The organism is Peribacillus sp. FSL K6-5616 (genome assembly GCF_038008245.1).
Taxonomy (GTDB): Bacteria; Bacillota; Bacilli; order Bacillales; family DSM-1321; genus Peribacillus; species Peribacillus frigoritolerans.
This window is the reverse complement of record NZ_JBBOYT010000001.1, coordinates 52,042-70,673: the sequence shown is the minus strand read 5'-3', so window position 1 is coordinate 70,673 and position 18,632 is coordinate 52,042. Positions and strand designations below refer to the sequence as shown.

Here is an 18,632-nt window from a genome sequence, read left to right as displayed (position 1 = left end):
ATCTGACCCAATAAAGTTAGAATATATCCATTATTACAATCATCAGCTGATCATAGTAAAATTAAAACATACTAAGATTAGTAGTGCGGACCAAGGCATTGGTCCACACTACTATTTTTTATATAGTAGAAATGAAGAATAGGTCGATCATGCCTTAGGATCTAGAATCCGTAATTAAAACGGACCTTCTTCATTTACCTTATTTGAATCAGGTTTTAGTATGTTGGATCCTAGAGATCGTGTATAAGAAATTAGAGTCGATAAGTGTAAGATGAAGGCTTCAATTTAAGAAAATTGTAGGAGGATAACATGAAACATGTAATTGCCTTTGACGTGAGTATGGGAAAGAGTTACATGGTCATTTATAATGGCTTGAAAAAATGTATTTATGAAGCTGAAATTAAACACACTAAACCTGAGTTTGAAAAGTTAAGAGCTCGGATTGATGAATTAATCGAAGGATATGAGGACCAACCTTATATTGTGTTCGAATCAACTGGTGTCTATTCTCGGCAATTGGAACGCTTTATGCGTGATAACTATTATTCCTACTGCCTTTTAAACCCTCTAGAGGCTAAAAAGCAATGTGATGCCTTAAGGATTCATAAAACTGATAAAAGTGATGCCCATCAATTGGCTTTAACTCACTTCTCTGTCTCCCGAAGGGAGACAAACGGGACAGACACCCTGTTTCAACAGTTGAAGTCACTTTCGAGATTTTACAGTGAGCTTGATGATGAATTATCGGTAACTCGTAGTCGCATGCATAAAGTCATTCAGTTGACCTTTCCTGAACTGGAAAAACTCTTCACCATTAAATCTGATTTATTTCTAAACATTGTCCAATTGTTTCCACATCCAGATTTTGTTCAGGGACTTTCAAAAACAATTATTAAAAATAAAATACGTGCCAATACAAATAAAAATATCTCGGGAGCGATGGCAGAAAAGAAAGCAATCGCACTAATTGAGGCGTCCCAGCAGTCCTATCCAGCTGTTTCTTCATCGGATGTTTTGTGTGAGCAACAACGGTCATACGCTAGACGTTATCAAGAACTTCTCCAACAGAAGGAACAATGTATTAATGATATGGTCCAATTAGCAGAAAAACGCAGCGAATACAAGGTGATCTTGAGTTTTCCAGGCATTGGCCCCAATACAGCAGTTCGCTTAATAGCAGAAATCGGAGACATCCACCGTTTTGAGAATAACAAACAATTAAATGCTTATGCGGGTATTGACATACGCCGATTCCAATCAGGAAAAACCTATTTTAAGGACAAAATTAATAAGCGTGGTAATAAACACTTACGAAAACTGCTGTTCCTAATAATTCAGAACATGATTAAACAGAGACGTTACGGACGGAATCATATCGTTGAGTATTACGACAAATTAAAAACGCAACCCTATAACAAATGTCATAAAGTTGCGTCCATCGCCTGTGTGAATAAGCTTTTGAAGAACATCTTCTTTCTTATTTCACACAATATGAACTATGATTACGGGTTGGCCTCCAAATCATAGTTTTATAAATAATAACATAATCAAATGACCTAGTAAAAAAATCCAAGTTGGCTAGGTCTATTTTGTATACATATATTTAACAATTCGTCACCCAATTATTATTAGTAACCCTGAACACTCTGTACATTCTAAATACTAATAAATTAATTCAAACAAAGACATTGACTAATCGTAAGAAAGGCATGAGCCCGGTAGATAAACCGGGTTCATGCCCTCTAAATGCCTAACATTTTGGTACACTTCAGTTCAAAGGTTCTGTTTTTGAAAAAGGATGTTGGGACATACCTCTGGAGAGTCATACCATAAGAAGGAAGCCAATCGGAGGCCTTCTTAAAGTGCAAACTCAATTATTAGTTGTAGAAAATAGCTTTATAGGGTCCAATCGATAAGCAATCCAGCTTGAGCTAATCCACCGCCGAAACCATATAATAAAACCTTCTCACCACCAAGGAGCTTCCCTTCTTTTATCCCTATTTCCAAAGCTAATGGAATTGTTGCTGAAGAAGTATTTCCATACTCCACTAGGCTATATAAAGTTCGTTCGATTGGAAAGCCGCTTCTTTCACATATTGACTCGATCATTCTTAAATTTGCACTATGCGGCACGAACCAATCAACATCATTCAATTGATATTCAGCATTTTTCATCACAGTTTGCATTCCTTTTGGAACGGTCGTGACAGCCCATTTATAAACCTCACGTCCATTTTGTACAAGGTTGCCGCTATCATTTAAGTCTTCACCATTTATGCGTGTCGATAGGTTTGTACTATATAAATGTTTTCCGCCTTCACCCTCCGAATATAAATGTGAAGAAAGAAAACTTGGCTGTTTTTCATCATATTCTACAAGAACTGCTCCTCCGCCATCTCCAAATAAAATACAAGTGGCTCGATCTTCATAGTCCATAAGTTTTGATAAAGTATCCGCTCCAATAACTAGGATTTTCTTATTTAATCCCGATGTTACTAGTCCATTAGCTACATGCAGCCCATAAGTAAATCCTGCACAGGCAGCGTTTAAATCAATAGCTCCAGTATTCTTAATGCCTAGCTTTGCTTGGACTAAAGATGCTACACTTGGAGTGTTGAAATCAGGAGTAAAGGTACAGACAATGATCATATCAACATCTTCGACAGATTTATCATACCGTTCCATTAGATCCTTTACAGCTTTATAACCGATATCACTAGTAAACTCCTCTTCATGTGCAATTCTTCGTTCTTTAATACCGGTACGTTTAACAATCCATTCATCATTGGTTTCAACCATTTTTTCTAAGTCTTTATTTGTTAACCTTTTTTCAGGAACATACGAACCTATCGCAGTAATACGTGCTTTGGATTTGAACATAGAATAGCCACCTCGTGTGTATGAATTGCATCATTTTATAACTTGATATTAACACCTGGTACTAATTATAAAGCAAAAAAAATCTTATGCAACTAACCGTTACATTAAAAAAGAGCGGGGCGGGGCAAAGCAGCTTTAAAGTAAAGCACCTGTTAGTTTAATACAATCTTTAGAGAGAATGCCAAAAGTCATCTTCAAGACATTTCCTCTAATAATATTAAATTCTGCTTGCCTTACTGAACTTGTCAAAAAAATCCACACTCCTTAGTTGAAGCAGATCTTACTTATTTATGATGACGACAGATTTGATCTTGCCTTTCGAGGTTTTGTTCGACTGCATATGTAGTGCCCCATTCACACATTGTATTTAATACAGGTACAAATGATTGACCTAACTCAGTTAAACTATATTCTACTTTTGGTGGTACTACTTTATATACTTCTCTTCGGACAAGCCCATCTCTTTCCAGCTGCTTTAATTGGTCGGTCAAGACTTTCTGGGTTATGGCCGGTATTAGAATATAAAACTCTTTTGTCCTCATTGGTTTTTGACTCAGAAAAAAGAGAATTAAGCATTTCCACTTTCCTCCTACAGTATTCATGAAAATATTTATTCCCGTATTTAGACTCTTCATTCCTCATTCCTCCTGAATAGGCACATAAAGGTGGCTATGCCACATTATTGTGCGTTATTTTCTTCTACATCATGGGTCCATTATCTCTGATTATAAAGCAAATATAACATTGGGAGTGAACACGATGAGTGTAAGAGAGACTATAGAAAAAAGACGTTCCGTAAGGCAGTATGATCCCCATTATAAAATTAGTCCAGAAACGTTGGCGACACTTATTGAAGGAGCCAGTAAATCGCCTAACGGAAACAATATTCAAGCAACACGATACCTGGTTATAGATGAACCATATTTAAAGAATTTGTTACTGCCCATCGCTTTTAATCAACAACAGGTAATTGAAGCCTCAGTACTGGTTGTTATACTAGGTGATTATCAAGCATTTGAAAAAGAAAATATCATAATGATACATGAGGATGAATTTCAAAAAGGTTATTTTGACGCATCAGTAAGAGATTATCTAACAAACGCGGCAATCAATTATTATCTAAATAAATCAAAAGAAGATTTAAAGGTTGAATTAATAAGAGACGCAAGCCTGGCGTCAATGTCGTTAGTTTTATTGGCGAACGAGGCAGGTCTTGAAACCATTACAATGTCCGGGTATGATTCCGAACAATTAAAGTCAGCCTTAAACATTTCCGATAGGTATTTAGATGTTATGCTTATTGCCATGGGGAAAGGAATGAAAGAAGGTCACAAAACAGTAAGACACGATGTTAACAAAGTCATTTATAAAAACAAAATATAGTGAGTGTATTGGAAAGAGGGTTAAAAAGAACCCTCTTCCTCTTTCTTCTTAATCTTTCGTAAAACTTTAGTGTTTTAGCTAGCTTGTAGTAGGTTACCGCGAGCGCAAGGGCAAGAACTGTTCCTTTGACGATATCCATCGCATAATACGGAACGGACATCCATGATCAGCCCATTTTGAAGGATTCCGATCAGGACTGCACCGATGAAGGTTTCAAAGGCATTCGGTTTTCCCGCTCCTAAAACGGAGGAACCCAATGAAGGCTGCCGCGACGGTATTAATAGCGGGATCCTGAATTGATTTCCGATTTCATGCCCCTTAAAGCAAGGACAATTCCCCCGATTGCAGCAAATAAAGCTGAAATAGATAGATATTAACTGATATCCCGGAAATTCTAGCCGCTTCCTTATTTCCCCCAATCTAAAAAGGAATCAATCACATCTCTTACAAATTCCCATTCCAGGCGCTTTTGTTTAAAGCCTTCTTCACCCACTGATGTAAGTCTGTAATATTTTCTTCACAAACAATTTTTGGCTAATTCAAAGCCGTACATATCCCTCCTATGTAAAAGTGACAGGATGAGCGGGTCTATCTGACCTTTTAAGTTTCCCTTATTAACATCTTCCTCATATTGGAATTTACAGATTGTTTTTTTAGTTATACCTGATTTAACACTCTCCTTTAGGTAAGTACCTATACTAAAAGTGCATACTTACGTACTTGCAGAGTGCAATTTATACTTAAAATAAATAATAATTAAGGAGGAGAAATCTTTGAAAACTCTTGTTATCATAGCACACCCCAGTCTAGAAACATCCCTCATAAATAAGCGATGGGTAGAAGCGCTAAGGAAATATCCGGAAAAGTATACAGTACACGAATTGTATAAGGTTTACCCTGACGGAAACATTAATGCGGAAAAAGAACAGCAATTAATCGAATCGCATAGTAATCTTGTTTTACAGTTCCCTTTTTATTGGTTTAATTGTCCGCCTCTCCTAAAAAGATGGCTTGACGATATTTTTACTTATGGTTGGGCTTATGGTTCAAATGGAGGGGATAAATTAAAGAATCGCAAAGCTGCTTTAGCTGTATCTGCCGGAATTAACAAAGAGGATTATAGTGAAGAAGGAAGATATCGCTATACACTTGAACATTTATTATCTCCCTTTGAAACTACCTTCCTTTACTGCAATGCAGATTATCGTTCATTCTTTGCGTTTTATGGTGCTGAAAATGAGCCATCCGTGAGCGAATTGGAAAAAAGCGCACAAGATTATTTGAATTTTGTCGATAACCTTTAATAGGCAGTTCATTAAAGAAGTATTTCCTTGTCAGGGAAATACTTCTTTTGATTTAATCAAAATAGCTACACCTACTGCTGTTTAGTCTCCTGAACTGGCAAACTGTTTTTCTCTCCCCACTCGCACATCATATTTAACAATGGGATGAGAGATAGACCACGTTCAGATAATGAATATTCTACTTTTGGAGGTATTTGGGGGAATTCCTTGCGTATGATAAGGCCGTCTGCCTCCAACTCTTTTAACATGATGCTTAGCGTTTTAAAGGAAATGGTACCGATACTTCGCTTCAGCTGATTATGACGCATGACCTTATTTTCAGACAGCCAATACATTATGATCATTTTATATTTGCCGCCTATCAAGGACAGCGTATATCCAAAGCCAGTTTCATTCGGTTTCACACCTGCCGGAACACAGGTTTCGCGCATAAGTCTACACTCTCCTTTAGATAAGTATATGATATGAATGTTCTTACTTTACAATAGATCATTATCAATCTTATTAAAAGGTAAATAAGGTTCCTATAAAAATTACAATTGCGGTCAATCTTTATACTCCAACAATGAGGGTTCAAAAAGTGCTCCTGCCACCATTTTAGCGTAAGTAAAATAATGACGATCTCCTTAACCCATCCCTTTTTAAAAAGGAAAAATCCTGTTGCATTACAACAGGATTTTTTTGGATTTTTGTAGAGTAACGCACGAATACATTTTAATGTTTTTGCTTGTAATAGGTTACCGCGAGCGCAAGGGCCAGCACTGTTCCTTTGACGATATCCATCGCGTAATACGGAACGGACATCATGATCAGCCCATTTTGAAGGATTCCGATCAGGACTGCACCGATGAAGGTTCCAAAGGCATTCGGTTTTCCCGCTCCTAAAACGGAGGAACCAATGAAGGCTGCTGCAACGGCATCCATTAAATAGGGGGATCCTGAATTGATTTCCGATGTCATGACCCTTGAAGCAAGGACAATTCCCCCGATTGCAGCAAATAGAGCTGAAATCAGATAGGCAAGTATTTTGTATTTATTAACCGATATCCCAGAAAGTCTCGCTGCTTCCTTATTCCCCCCAATAATGTACATATAACGACCGTGCTTCGTATAAGTCAAAAAGATATGGGTCGCTATCACAATGACGGCCATGATCAGGATTATCCATGGTACTTGGCCAATTTTGGCGAAAAACGGGCTGATCAGTCCTGTTGCGAATGTCCCGTCGGGCATGACCATATTTTGCGAAACCGTGGCCCCTTTTGTATAAGTAAGGGCAATTCCCTGAATAATGAACATGGTAGCCAATGTCATCAGCATGTCGGGAATTCTTAATTTAACGATCATGAATGAATTCAAAGCCCCTACGAAAAGTGAGGCACCGACCGCAGCTAATATGGCGATGAATGTATCCTGGGAAAACCAGACAAACATCGAGATGACGATGGCATTGGCCAATGATGCGACGGAGCCCACGGAAAGGTCGAAGCCATCCACGGTCAGTGATATCGTAATGCCGATCGCAATGATGGTCACGATTGAAATGGAACGCAGGATGTTTATCAGGTTAGACGTTTGGATGAAAGATGGATTGGATACGGCGAAAATTCCAATCAGAATGATAATCGTCAATATTGTGCCGTATTTATAGAAAAAGTCGAATAGTTCCACCTTTTTCTTCGCTTTCGCTGTCTGTGTAACAGGAATGGGTATGCTCATCCTATTTACCTCCTGTTGAATAGAATAGTAGTTCTTCTTCATTCGTTTTGCTTGTTTCTAATTCGATGACAGTGCTCCCGTCATATAACACATAGGTCCGGTTGGTAATGCCCATGATTTCGGAAAGCTCGGAGGATGCATAAATGATCGCTTTTCCATTCCTTGCAAGCTTTGCAATCAATTCGAATATATCCTTCTTGGCTCCGACATCGACCCCTTTCGTTGGTTCATCGAATATGTATACATCCGCATCTGCCATAAGCCATTTTCCAATGGCAACTTTTTGCTGGTTACCACCGGATAGGTTTTCGACCTTCACTTCCCCTGAAGGAGTTTTAATGCCGAGACTTGCGATCGTTTCCTTCGCCTTTTCCTTTTCCGCCTTACGATCGACGATACTGAATGTTTTGCAGAATTTTCCGAGACTGGCTGCAGTCAAGTTTGCCGAGACTGATTCCTGTACAAGGACCCCTTCTTTCCTGCGTTCCTCAGGTACAAGTGCCAGCCCGCTTTTTACTGCTTCATGCGGTGATTTCAGAGAAAGCTTTCGACCATTCAGGATGACTTCACCCGCTGTGATGGACGTATGACCGAAAAGGGTTTTACATAGCTCCGTTTTCCCAGCCCCGACCAACCCAGCCAAGCCGATTATCTCGCCTGCTTTAATATTCAGACTGACATTCTTAACTTTCTCGGCATCTGACAATCCGTTCACTTCCAGAATTACGTCTCCAATCGAAGCATTCACTTCAGGAAACTGTTCATCCATGGTTTTCCCGAGCATGTTCTCTACCACTTCGGTACGGGTTATGTCCTCGATTTTTCGACAAGTGACACGCTCCCCATTCCTCATGATCGTAATTTCCTCACAGATTTCAAAAATCTCAGGCAGACGATGTGAAATGAAAATGATTGCCACGCCTTTTTGCTTTAATTCATTTACAATTCGAAAAAGTTCCGTCGTCTCCGTATGACTTAACGGAGCAGTTGGCTCGTCGAGAATCAGGAATTTGCATTCTGTCGAAACGGCTCTTGCTATCAGGACCATCTGTTTTTCAGCCAAGGTAAGATCTCTAACCAGCTTTTTCGAAGGGACATGAATTTTCATATCTTCAAGAATAGAAGTGGCTTTGTTGTGCAGTTCTTTCCATTGTACCCTTTGTTTTTTCCCCATGTTTTGGACCATATCATTCAACATTACATTTTCCCCAACTGTTAAATAAGGGATGAGGGCGGTATCCACTTCCTGATAAACTATTTGAATGCCCTGTTCCTGAGCAGCTTTTGGCGAGCGGATATCCCGCTTCATCCCATCAATAAAAATGTCACCTGAATAATGAACATGGGCTCCCGATAAAACTTTCATTAACGTCGATTTCCCTGCTCCGTTTGCACCGACCAATGCGTGGGCTGTTCCTGATTGTACGGAAAAATCAACATCACTCAGCGCCTTCACCCCCGGAAATTCAATCGAAATCTTCTTCATTTCTAGTTGCTTGCCCATGTCCATTCCCCCTTATAGAACAGACACTCCCTTCGCTGGAAAGAGAGTGTCTCTTTTTATTTTTTATAATGATCTTTCAAAACCTTCATCCAATCTTCTTCAAATTCCGTCGATACACCCCAGCCATCGACAATATCAGACAGGTTTGCCATGTTTACCGCTTCTTTTGAAGCTTGGATTTGCTTTTGCGAAATAAGTGATGCCTCCAAATCATATGTTTGCGGCGTTTCTTCGCCAGCTAATTTTTTAGCCAATATCCTCATATTCACTGCACCGATCAACTTGGGATCGACTGCTGCCGTGTAGGACCATGAGCTATCAGCCGATTGGATCTCTTGGAGATCTGCATTCGAAACATCAATTCCATATATCTTCACTTCATCGCGGCCCGCTTCTTTAATCGCCCGGGCTGCACCGATAGCAAAGGCATCCCATGTTGCGAAAATGGCGTCCAATTTACCTTTAGGGTATTTATTCAGCATTGCAGCTACAGCATTTTGTGTCTGCACCGAAGTATCAGCGGATGCCACTCCGAATCTTTCGACTTCTTTAATCCCAGGATTTTCTTTTAATTTTTCCTGATAAACTGCATTTCTTCTTACCATTGGAGGAAAGCCATCCACCCAAAGATATGCAATTGCCGCTTCACCTTTCTGTTCTTTTATCAGTTTATCGAAAGCCAGTGTTGCCAGCGCTTCATCATCTTGTGAAGTTAATGTCACGCCCTCTATTTTAGATAGGTCGCTTATTGAATCGAATGTGACAACGCTTTTACCTGCATCAACCAACTTCTGAACGTCATTTACAGTTGCGGCATCATCACCATGTGAAATGATATAGCCGTCGTAATCTTCCTCCAAAGCTTGTGCTATCGCATCATGGAATTTAGCCGTATCACCATTGGCTGTGTACGTATCCACTTGAAACCCCAGTGCTTCTCCTTCTTCTTTCGCCCCCGCCAGGTATTGGGCAGTATGATCATCACCGCCAATTTTACGGATCACCTTGATTTTGGCTCCATCGCCATCAGCAAATCTCTCCGGGACATTTTCAAATGATACTTTTTCTTCTTTCTTCGATTCTGTGGAACTCTGCCCTGCAGAGCAACCCGTTAAAAGCAAAGCCGAAGCGATGGCAGAAATGAATATCCCTTTAATAGACCTTCTCATCTTGTTTCCCTCCATGTTTTCTCATTAGTCTTATCAGATAAGTCGGTGTAAATCCCAAAATAAAAACCTCTCTAATATAGAGAGGTTTAATCGGCTGTTTTGCAGACTTGTCCCTCTCTTATCTGTCAAAACATTTCTGTTTTGCAGGATTTAGCACCAATTCCTAATGGAACGGTTGCTGGGCATCTTAGGGCCAGTCCCTCCGCCACTCTTGATAAGAGATATATTGTGTTACGTTTTCGTAATTATCACTTTATAGGGATATAGTCGTAAAGTCAATAGATTTTTGAATATTTGAAATGTTTCCCGTTATTTTTATTTTCTTTGAAGCTGGGCTAGACGCTTTTTCTCGATTTTTTCAAGCCTCTCCAACTGCCTTAATTTCACTTCGAACAACGTGATCGGATCACGGTAAACTTCCGGATTTTCTTTCATATGCTCCAATGCAGCCTGGTAGTCTTTTATTTCAGTCTGCGTCTGCTCTATCGTTTTTTGAAGTAAGGCAAATGAACTGCGATAGAAAAGTGAGATGTCCCGATCCAATGATTTTTCAAACAATCCAAATTGGGTTAGGAAACGTTCCGTGATCATTTCGGCAACATCCAGGTAATCTTCACTTTCCAGGTATTTCTTGTAACGATTGTACATATTGGCCTTATTTTGCGGTATCGCCCCAAATAGCTTCCCTGCTCCTTTAAGCAGCAATTGTGATGGAGTCCTGCGCAAAAGGATATTAACGTTTTCGATGCGGATACTGCTTGTCATCCGGTCGGCATCACGGCGCCAGTCATCCAACACCCTGAAGTCACCTGCCAGTGTAATCCGTTCTTCTTTGTATAATTCATTGAATCCGGCACTCATCTCATCCATGAACTGCTGGCTTTGTGAGAACTCCATTTGGGAACTGGCAATCCAGTCTTGAAGAGAACGGTAATATTGAGGCATGATCTTGTCAGAAATGAAGTTTTGAATCCGCTCATTCATTTCCTGGTTTAACTGTACATGGACCTGACTGAAATCACTGCTTTCCGTTAACGATTTAGAGCAATCCCTCAGTAATTCAGGAATTTTTGAATAAAGCTGACTTTTCACTTCGTCCTTAAGCGAACGATACGACCTTATGATATTTTCACTTTTTTCTTTTTCCAGATCAGCCAGTTGATTGACCGCTCCATTCAGTTTGACTTCCATCTGCTCATTCCAAGAGATGGAATGCTCGCATTTCCGCTCATTGGCTGTCCGTTTTTCTAATAGATAAGATAAAGTTTTACGAATGAATGCCAGGATTTTTTCAGATCTTCTTTCCTTCCAATTATCATCTTGATAATTCGATTGAAGGAAGGCTGAAAGGTCCTTCAATTGCTGCCTGCTGTCATAATGTTTGGAGAAAGCGAACACTTTCGCATTCGGGAAATATGCATTCACTTTATCCCATGTTTCGTCTTCCATCCGGACTGCGACCTGATCACTGTATATCGTATCCATTTTATTTAATAGGAAATGGATCGGCAGTTTCGGAGCCATCATTTGAATTTCCAATAACAGATCCCTTTCGCTGCCGGTGAAAGGAGCCCGGGCGTCAAGAACGAACATCAGGCCATCACTGCCATGTAAATAGCCTTGGAAATCGGATTCCACGCTTTGTTCCCCATGGAACCCCGGTGTATCCAATAACCGCAGATGATTATTTCTTAGGTAGTCACTGATGATTGTCACATCGACAATAGTCCCGCGCTGACGGCGTGTTTCATCCAAATCAGTTAGCTCCTCGACAACTTTGCTATCTGTATCGGTAATTTCAAGGATTTCCAAATCATCCCCATCTTTGACACTTACTAGGGAAGAGTGGTCCTCAGCAGCAATGCTCTCGCCAACGATTGACTGAATAAAGGATGTCTTGCCATTTCCTGTACTTCCTGCAAGAAGGAGATTGAAATTCCTGGTATCCTTAAGCCCCTCCACCATCCATTTAAGCTTATTGCCAACCCTTAAATCATTATCTTCAGCCCACTGGATAATGGAATTGAACAGTTTCTCTCCCGCTTCCAGTCCGCCTCCCAATTTAGGCGATTTCGAAAGCAGGCTCTCTGCATCCTGAATGACCAGCGCATTGACCGTATCCGGGAAGATTTCATTCCAGGACAACGTGGATGCCGCCGCAAACAGCGAAAGCTCCCCGTCTGCGATTTTGAGCCAGTTTTCCAGCAACCTTGGCACGACAGGACTTAATTCTTTGATTAGATGCGTTCCTTCTAACAGACCTGCATACGCATCCCTGTAATAGACGGAAAGCTCATCCCATACATCCGCATGGTTCAATTCGATGGTATCTATCAAATTATTAATCACTCTTAACCATTCGAAATAAGAATCCGTATATTTATAATTTTTCCAAAGGGCAACCGTCATTTTCTCGAAACGTTCCTGGTCGAGTGTGTATAGCGAACCAAGGACAGTTGAGAAATAATCCGGCTCCATCGATTGGGCAACACCCTGCTGGATATACGTTTTCAGCACATCGAACCAGCCCATTGACTCTGTACGGATACTTTCATTCGCCGCTAATACCACCGCACTGTTCCAATCCTTTTGCTCTTCAAAAAAGGCGCGTGCGATTTCCGTGACATTCGGGTAGTCCGGTTGAAACTCGACTGCTTCTTTCACGACTTTGGAAGCCAAATCATTTCTCGATTCCACTATGTACAGGGAAAACAGCTGCAAAAGAACTTCTGTTTTCAAGACAGCTTCATCCGTATCGACGGATTTATAGATATCCTCTGCGGTTGAATACATTTCCAATTCAAAATACGCATCAGCGATGTTTTTCTTCGCCCATGAACCAAGTTCCCCTTCTATGTTTTCCCATTTAAAAATGGCTGCTTCATAGTCATGGTGCTGAAAATATACCTCTCCTTGAGCAAATCTAATTGCGGTTAAATCGGATCTTTCCTTTTTTTGTTCCACGAGAAACATTTCACCCAAAGCTTGAATGGGGTGCTTCCTTGTATCCTCAAGCATCGTTTCATAATATTTTTTTCCGATCAGACGTTCGTCCATCTTTATTCCTCCGATATATTTCATATTTTCAATTAAAGGATAATCACTGATTCTATTAGACTTATAGCAGACCTAATTTTCAATTTATAGGTTCCTTTAGTTAAAAAATCATTTACAAAACCTTAAAATGTTATTTTAGCAAAACAATATGGTAACAACATGTCACCACTCTTACAATTTTAAAACAGAAACAACTGGAACTGTAATGTTTTTAATAAACCGATACAAAGATGTCATTTCCATTTTCGAGAAAATATGTTTTTCTAGTCTAACCACATATCAGCTAGAAGTGAGCGAACCATTCTTCATCCCTCTAAATGACCAGAAGCCCAGACCTCCAACTTACCTATAAACGGTAAAAAACAAAATCGCCCTGCCTCTTCCATTACTTAATCACCAATTTTGCATTCATATAAAAAAGCAGTACCCTCATTCATAAAAGGTAACTGCTCAATGATAAGCTCCGAACAGTACTTGTCCTTTGACGAATTAGGATTATACCCCTGTACGCTTACGTTGGTTATTCGGCTTTTTGGTCAACTGGCTTTTAAGCTGTTTCGTTTTCTTCACAACGCCTGTTTCCAGTTTATCTTTACTTGATCCCGCTTGCTTTTGAGCCAGTTTTTGTTTGACTGCATCCGCCAGGCTTAATTTTTTGTTTTCAGACATACTGTTGTCTCCTTTAGTGTTCTGCTTCTATTATAATATAGTTGCGATTAGAAAGATAATAGGGAGTAATATCCTATTCTTCTTCAAAAAACACTCTTAATAAAGGAGGTTTCGCCAAATGGGGACTAATTTCCTGCTCCTTTAAAAGGATTAATGATAAATTATGTTGACTTCATAATCAGAATTTGCTAAATTATCTTTATATTATAAAATCTATGAAGAGAAAGAGTAAGATGAGAACCCTGTTCCACAGAGAGTCGACATGTGGTGGAAGTCGATGTCCAAGGCCTATCCGAAAATCATCTCTGAGATGCAAAGCTGAAAATGCAGTAGGCTTTGACGGGTTTCCGCCGTTACAATGGATCACGTATGAATTCGTACGTTGACTGAGTGCCGCAGCTTCTTTGAAGTGCGGAATATGGGTGGTAACGCGAGCACAAACTCGTCCCTGATTTTTCAGGGGCGAGTTTTTTATTTGCACAAAACACTTTAATTAGCCTTTTTCAGGCCAGTCGGCGGGAGTTATCATTTTAAAAAAAGGAGAAATCACCATGAAAAAAACAGACACATTATTTATCGGCCTTATGCTTTTCTCAATGTTCTTCGGAGCCGGGAATCTCATATTCCCTCCATTTTTAGGAGCATCTTCTGGAACTTCTTTCTGGCCAGCCATTGCCGGTTTTGTCGCCACCGGAGTCGGCCTGCCAATTTTGGTGCTTCTTGCAGTCTCACTTGTTAAAGGCGGGGCACAAACCATCGGTGCCCGAGTACATCCCCTATTCAGCACGTTGTTCATGGTCGTAATCTATTTAAGCATCGGGCCGTTTCTGGCCATTCCGCGGAATGCGAATGTTGCCTATGAAATGGGCTTCAAGCCGTATCTTGGCGACTCTGTGGATCAACCACTATTTCTATTCATGTTCACAACCATATTTTTCATCATCGTTTATGCCATTTCATTGAACCCGGAAAAAATGGAAACCTTCATGGGACGCTGGATCACGCCCGTTCTACTTTTGTCCATGGTCATTCTCTGTGTCGTTGGGTTCGTAAAGCTTGATGCTCCTTTCCAAGCTCCAACCGAAGCATATGCTGCAGGAGCCTTTTCAAAAGGGTTCATCGAAGGCTACAACACGATGGATGCTCTAGCTGCCTTGGCCTTTGGGATCGTCATCCTTACTTCAATCCAGCAAAGGGGGATTTCCGAACGAAAACAATTGACGAGATATACAGTAAAAGCGGGTCTCATCGCTGGCGTTTTGCTTTCTTTAGTTTATATCTCCTTAGGTGTAATGGGAGCACGCATGGCGGCCGGTGGGTCATTCGAAAACGGAACGGATATCCTCACTGTCGCATCCACCCTTTTACTAGGAACCGGCGGGAAGGTCCTTCTTGGCATCATTTTCACTTTGGCATGCTTCACCACCGTTGTCGGGTTGACGACTGCTTGCGGACAGTATTTCTCAAAACTTTTCCCAAGGCTGAAATATAAAACCGTCATTCTGATTGTAACAATCGTCGGTTTCATCCTTTCAAATATGGGTCTGAATCAAATTCTGAAAGTATCGGTACCATTCCTTGTGATGGCTTATCCGCTAACGATCGTCCTGATTGTCCTGACATTCTTCAGCCGCCATTTCAAAAACCAGAAGAAGGTTTATCGCAGTGCAATGACTTTCACAGGAGTTTTCGCCTTGATGGATGGGCTGAATGCTTTCGGCTTACAATTAGGACCCGTACAAACCTTGACTGATGTCCTTCCCCTTTCCGCTTACGGCATGGAGTGGGTCATCCCTGCTCTCGTCGGTACAGCCCTTGGCATTCTGCTCAGTCAGATCGGACAAACAGCTCCAGCTGAGGAGATGGAAATCGAAACGTTATAATAATGAAGTAAGCAGGTGATTTTACCGGTCATCTGCTTATTTTGTACACACCTTCATTGCTTTATTTTGGAAATCGGCAACGACTTTTTGTTATGATGGGGTCAAAGGAGATGATAAGTAATATGTCTAAGCAAACCCGTATTGGTAAAACAGATCTGTATGTAAACCCGATTGGCCTTGGCACGAATGCAATTGGCGGACATAACCTTTTCCCTAATCTAAGTGAGGATACAGGAAGGGATGTTTTGAGAACGGCATTGGAAGAAGGAATCAACTTTTGGGATACAGCTTACATTTACGGTCCTGAACGTTCAGAAGAACTTATCGGTGAAATCCTAAAAGAGAGTCGCAAACGCGAAGACATAGTCCTTGCCACCAAAGGGGCACACAAATTTGTCGATGGGAGCATCGTTTTTGATAACTCTCCCGCTTTTCTGAAAAATGCCGTGGACTCGAGTCTAAAAAGGCTCCAAACAGACTACATCGACTTATTCTATATCCATTTCCCTGATGGTGATACCCCTAAAGATGAAGCAGTAGGTGCCTTAAAGGAATTGAAGGATGCAGGCAAGATAAAGTCAATCGGCGTCTCTAACTTTTCGTTCGAACAATTGAAGGAAGCGAATAAAGACGGCTATGTCGATGTCCTGCAATCCGAGTACAATCTATTCAAACGGGAGGCAGAACAAGACCTGCTGCCATATACAGCCGAAAATAATATTTCCTTCATTCCTTATTTCCCCCTTGCTTCCGGTTTGCTCGGCGGCAAATATAATCAAGAATCAACATTCGATGACGGCCGGGCAAAAAGTCCGCTTTTCCAAGGACAAGCCTTTGTAAGCAACCTGCAAAAAGTGGAAGAAGTACGGGCGATTGCCAAAAGGAAGCATACCGATGTCGCCGATGTCGTACTAGCTTGGTATTTAACTAGGCACTCGATAGATGTACTGATTCCCGGAGCGAAGAAACCGGAACAGGTCACACGCAACCTACAAGCCTTGGACGTCGATCTAACCATGGATGAAATCGCCGAAATCAGTGCCATTTTCGCTTAATATAGATGTGTGAAAAGGCTGTTCAGCTCAAGTTGAACGGCCTTTTTATCCTGGCCCCATATATTGCTTTGGCACCCCCATTTTGCTATATTTAGTGAATATTCCATAAATTGAGGAAGAGGCAGTCAGATGAAAAAATCTATTGTTATTTTATTTCTTATCTTGGCAAATTTGTTCTGGGCCGGTAATTATATATTCGGAAAGTACGTTGTGACCGAACTTTCCCCGATCCAACTAACATTTACGCGATGGCTAATCGCCGTTTTCTTATTGTTTCCTTTAGCGCAATGGATTGAAAAGCCAGACTGGAAGAGTGTATGGAAAGCCTGGAAATTGTTATTAGTCATGGGTGTGCTCGGGATCATCAGTTATAATTTTTTCCTTTATTGGGCTCTGACCTATACAACTTCCATGAATGCCGCTCTTGTCAATTCCATGAACCCTGCATTAATTGTTCTTTTTTCCGCTTTGCTGTTAAAGGAGAAAATTTCATCCCTCCATTCACTCGGACTTATCATATCTTTATTCGGCGTTTTATTGGTCTTGACAAAAGGACACCTTCTGGATATATTCCAGCTCACTTATAATAAAGGCGACCTATTGATGATCCTGGCTATTCTCGTTTGGACCTTCTATTCTATAATCGGGAAAAAATTGAAAAACATTCCGATCATCTCAGCCACTGCCGTTTCCGTATTTCTCGGATTGATTCTCATTGCTCCATTTGCCATTGGCTCGGGAATGAACCTTGATTTAAGCAGTAAAGCCATCATCGGTCTCTTATATATCGGGATTTTCCCTTCTGTCGGGTCATTTATTTTCTGGAATATTTCCCTTCGTCATATCAATGCCGGCCAGGCTGGGATTTATCTAAATCTAATTGCAGTATTTACAGCCATTCTTAACCTTATTTTGGGTCATGCGATTACGACCATCCAAACCCTCGGTGGCCTCCTTGTTTTCCTCGGGGTCTACCTGACAAGCAAAAAGAAAAAAGCAGATCCGTCAGCTGTCACGAAGAACATGTAAAGGGCATCCACAGTGATACTCATCAACGAACGCTTTCTTCTCTTTTCCCCTTGTCTATGCACCATGATTTACGTTATCCTTTAAAGAAGAAAATCTGAATGTAAAGGTGTGCTTTAGTTGAGGATCAATAAATTTATCAGTGAATCCGGAATTACCTCGCGACGAGGCGCAGACAAATGGATAGCCGAGGGACGTGTGACGATTAATGGCACTGTAGCTGAGCTCGGCAGTCAAGCTGAACCCGGCGATGATGTCCGGGTGGACGGCAAGCCGATAAAAGTCGAACAGCAAAATGTCTATATTGCACTGAATAAACCGATAGGGATTACAAGTACGACCGAAAAACACATAAAAGGGAACATCGTTGATTTTGTAAATCATCCGCTTCGTATTTTTCATATCGGACGGCTGGACAAAGACTCAAGCGGCCTGATCCTTCTTACAAATGACGGAGATATCGTTAATGAAATCCTTCGTGCAGAAAACAAGCATGAAAAAGAATACATCGTAACCGTAGATAAGCCACTTACCGCTTCCTTCATTAAAGATATGTCATCCGGAGTGGAGATTTTGGATACAAAAACACTTCCTTGTAAAGTTGAGCAGTTGACCAAATACACATTTAACATCACTTTAATGCAAGGGCTGAACAGGCAAATCCGCCGTATGTGTTCCGCACTAGGTTATGAAGTCCGTGATTTACATCGAATCCGGATCATGAACATCCATCTGGACGGACTGGCGATCGGACAATGGCGCGATCTGACCGAGGATGAATTGACGGAACTATTTAAGGAATTGGATTATTCCCCTAGGAAAAGATGATAATGAAGATGCCCCCAGAATTCCGGGGGCATCGCTTTTTAATTTCAGGAGAATTTCCTGCAATCATTTTACTTTTATTCGTAGTTTTGCTGATTTACTCGTGAGTTTTACGCTTTTACTCGTGAATTTTGTACTTTTACTCGTGAGTTCCACGC

General features: G+C 40.8%; 15 protein-coding genes, 1 pseudogene, 1 riboswitch and 1 other annotated feature. Of the genes and pseudogenes, 7 read left to right on the top strand and 9 right to left on the bottom strand.

Going from position 1 to position 18,632, the window contains the following annotated elements:
• Positions 1-309 precede the first annotated feature (309 nt).
• Positions 310-1,527, top strand: a complete 1,218-nt coding sequence (locus tag MHB45_RS00360) for an IS110 family transposase (RefSeq protein WP_072272348.1) — start codon at positions 310-312, stop codon at positions 1,525-1,527.
• A 369-nt stretch (positions 1,528-1,896) separates the two neighbouring features.
• Here MHB45_RS00360 and MHB45_RS00355 read toward each other — a convergent pair whose 3' ends face one another.
• A complete protein-coding gene (locus MHB45_RS00355; protein WP_048685547.1) occupies positions 1,897-2,880 on the bottom strand; it encodes a ketoacyl-ACP synthase III in 984 nt (327 codons plus the stop codon).
• A 284-nt stretch (positions 2,881-3,164) separates the two neighbouring features.
• The gene (locus MHB45_RS00350; protein ID WP_034305903.1) at positions 3,165-3,515 is read right to left on the bottom strand and encodes a winged helix-turn-helix transcriptional regulator; all 351 of its coding nucleotides are present in this window, start codon (positions 3,513-3,515) and stop codon (positions 3,165-3,167) included.
• A 124-nt stretch (positions 3,516-3,639) separates the two neighbouring features.
• On the opposite strand from MHB45_RS00350, the gene MHB45_RS00345 reads away from it, so the two are divergent.
• Entirely contained in the window at positions 3,640-4,263 is a 624-nt protein-coding gene (locus MHB45_RS00345) for a nitroreductase family protein (protein WP_048685545.1), read from the top strand.
• Positions 4,264-4,345: 82 nt separating this feature from the next.
• Here MHB45_RS00345 and MHB45_RS00340 read toward each other — a convergent pair.
• A pseudogene (locus tag MHB45_RS00340) lies at positions 4,346-4,683 on the bottom strand (ABC transporter permease); the annotation flags it as partial.
• A gap of 353 nt (positions 4,684-5,036) precedes the next feature.
• Between MHB45_RS00340 and MHB45_RS00335 the strand changes: the two are divergent.
• Positions 5,037-5,567 carry an NAD(P)H-dependent oxidoreductase gene (locus MHB45_RS00335; RefSeq protein ID WP_048685539.1) on the top strand — a complete coding sequence of 177 codons (531 nt, stop codon included), beginning with the start codon at positions 5,037-5,039 and terminating at the stop codon, positions 5,565-5,567.
• Positions 5,568-5,638: 71 nt separating this feature from the next.
• Here MHB45_RS00335 and MHB45_RS00330 read toward each other — a convergent pair whose 3' ends face one another.
• The 6 genes from MHB45_RS00330 to MHB45_RS00305 form a co-directional block, all read right to left on the bottom strand.
• Positions 5,639-5,998, bottom strand: a complete 360-nt coding sequence (locus MHB45_RS00330; RefSeq protein ID WP_034305910.1) for a winged helix-turn-helix transcriptional regulator — start codon at positions 5,996-5,998, stop codon at positions 5,639-5,641.
• Positions 5,999-6,281: 283 nt separating this feature from the next.
• Complete coding sequence (locus MHB45_RS00325) at positions 6,282-7,286, bottom strand: ABC transporter permease (RefSeq protein ID WP_048685534.1); 1,005 nt, start codon at positions 7,284-7,286, stop codon at positions 6,282-6,284.
• A 1-nt stretch (position 7,287) separates the two neighbouring features.
• Positions 7,288-8,790 (bottom strand): sugar ABC transporter ATP-binding protein, encoded by a 1,503-nt coding sequence (locus tag MHB45_RS00320; protein WP_048685532.1) that lies wholly within the window; start codon positions 8,788-8,790, stop codon positions 7,288-7,290.
• A gap of 56 nt (positions 8,791-8,846) precedes the next feature.
• Positions 8,847-9,959, bottom strand: a complete 1,113-nt coding sequence (locus tag MHB45_RS00315; protein ID WP_048685529.1) for a sugar ABC transporter substrate-binding protein — start codon at positions 9,957-9,959, stop codon at positions 8,847-8,849.
• Positions 9,960-10,074: 115 nt separating this feature from the next.
• Positions 10,075-10,180: riboswitch (SAM riboswitch) on the bottom strand.
• Positions 10,181-10,274: 94 nt separating this feature from the next.
• Positions 10,275-13,016 (bottom strand): GTPase domain-containing protein, encoded by a 2,742-nt coding sequence (locus tag MHB45_RS00310; protein WP_340907182.1) that lies wholly within the window; start codon positions 13,014-13,016, stop codon positions 10,275-10,277.
• A 495-nt stretch (positions 13,017-13,511) separates the two neighbouring features.
• The gene (locus MHB45_RS00305) at positions 13,512-13,685 is read right to left on the bottom strand and encodes a hypothetical protein (protein ID WP_164468807.1); all 174 of its coding nucleotides are present in this window, start codon (positions 13,683-13,685) and stop codon (positions 13,512-13,514) included.
• Between the two features lie 206 nt (positions 13,686-13,891).
• Positions 13,892-14,138 (top strand) — a binding site (T-box leader).
• 98 nt (positions 14,139-14,236) lie between these two features.
• Between MHB45_RS00305 and brnQ the strand changes: the two genes are divergently transcribed.
• The 4 genes from brnQ (at position 14,237) to rluF (ending at position 18,477) form a co-directional block, all read left to right on the top strand.
• Positions 14,237-15,568: a branched-chain amino acid transport system II carrier protein gene (gene brnQ / locus MHB45_RS00300; protein WP_072272347.1), complete on the top strand. Its 1,332-nt coding sequence runs from the start codon at positions 14,237-14,239 to the stop codon at positions 15,566-15,568.
• 122 nt (positions 15,569-15,690) lie between these two features.
• Positions 15,691-16,623 carry an aldo/keto reductase gene (locus tag MHB45_RS00295; protein WP_048685523.1) on the top strand — a complete coding sequence of 311 codons (933 nt, stop codon included), beginning with the start codon at positions 15,691-15,693 and terminating at the stop codon, positions 16,621-16,623.
• A 129-nt stretch (positions 16,624-16,752) separates the two neighbouring features.
• The gene (locus MHB45_RS00290; RefSeq protein ID WP_048685520.1) at positions 16,753-17,652 is read left to right on the top strand and encodes a DMT family transporter; all 900 of its coding nucleotides are present in this window, start codon (positions 16,753-16,755) and stop codon (positions 17,650-17,652) included.
• A 117-nt stretch (positions 17,653-17,769) separates the two neighbouring features.
• Positions 17,770-18,477 carry a 23S rRNA pseudouridine(2604) synthase RluF gene (gene rluF / locus MHB45_RS00285; RefSeq protein ID WP_034305927.1) on the top strand — a complete coding sequence of 236 codons (708 nt, stop codon included), beginning with the start codon at positions 17,770-17,772 and terminating at the stop codon, positions 18,475-18,477.
• Positions 18,478-18,632: the final 155 nt, after the last annotated feature.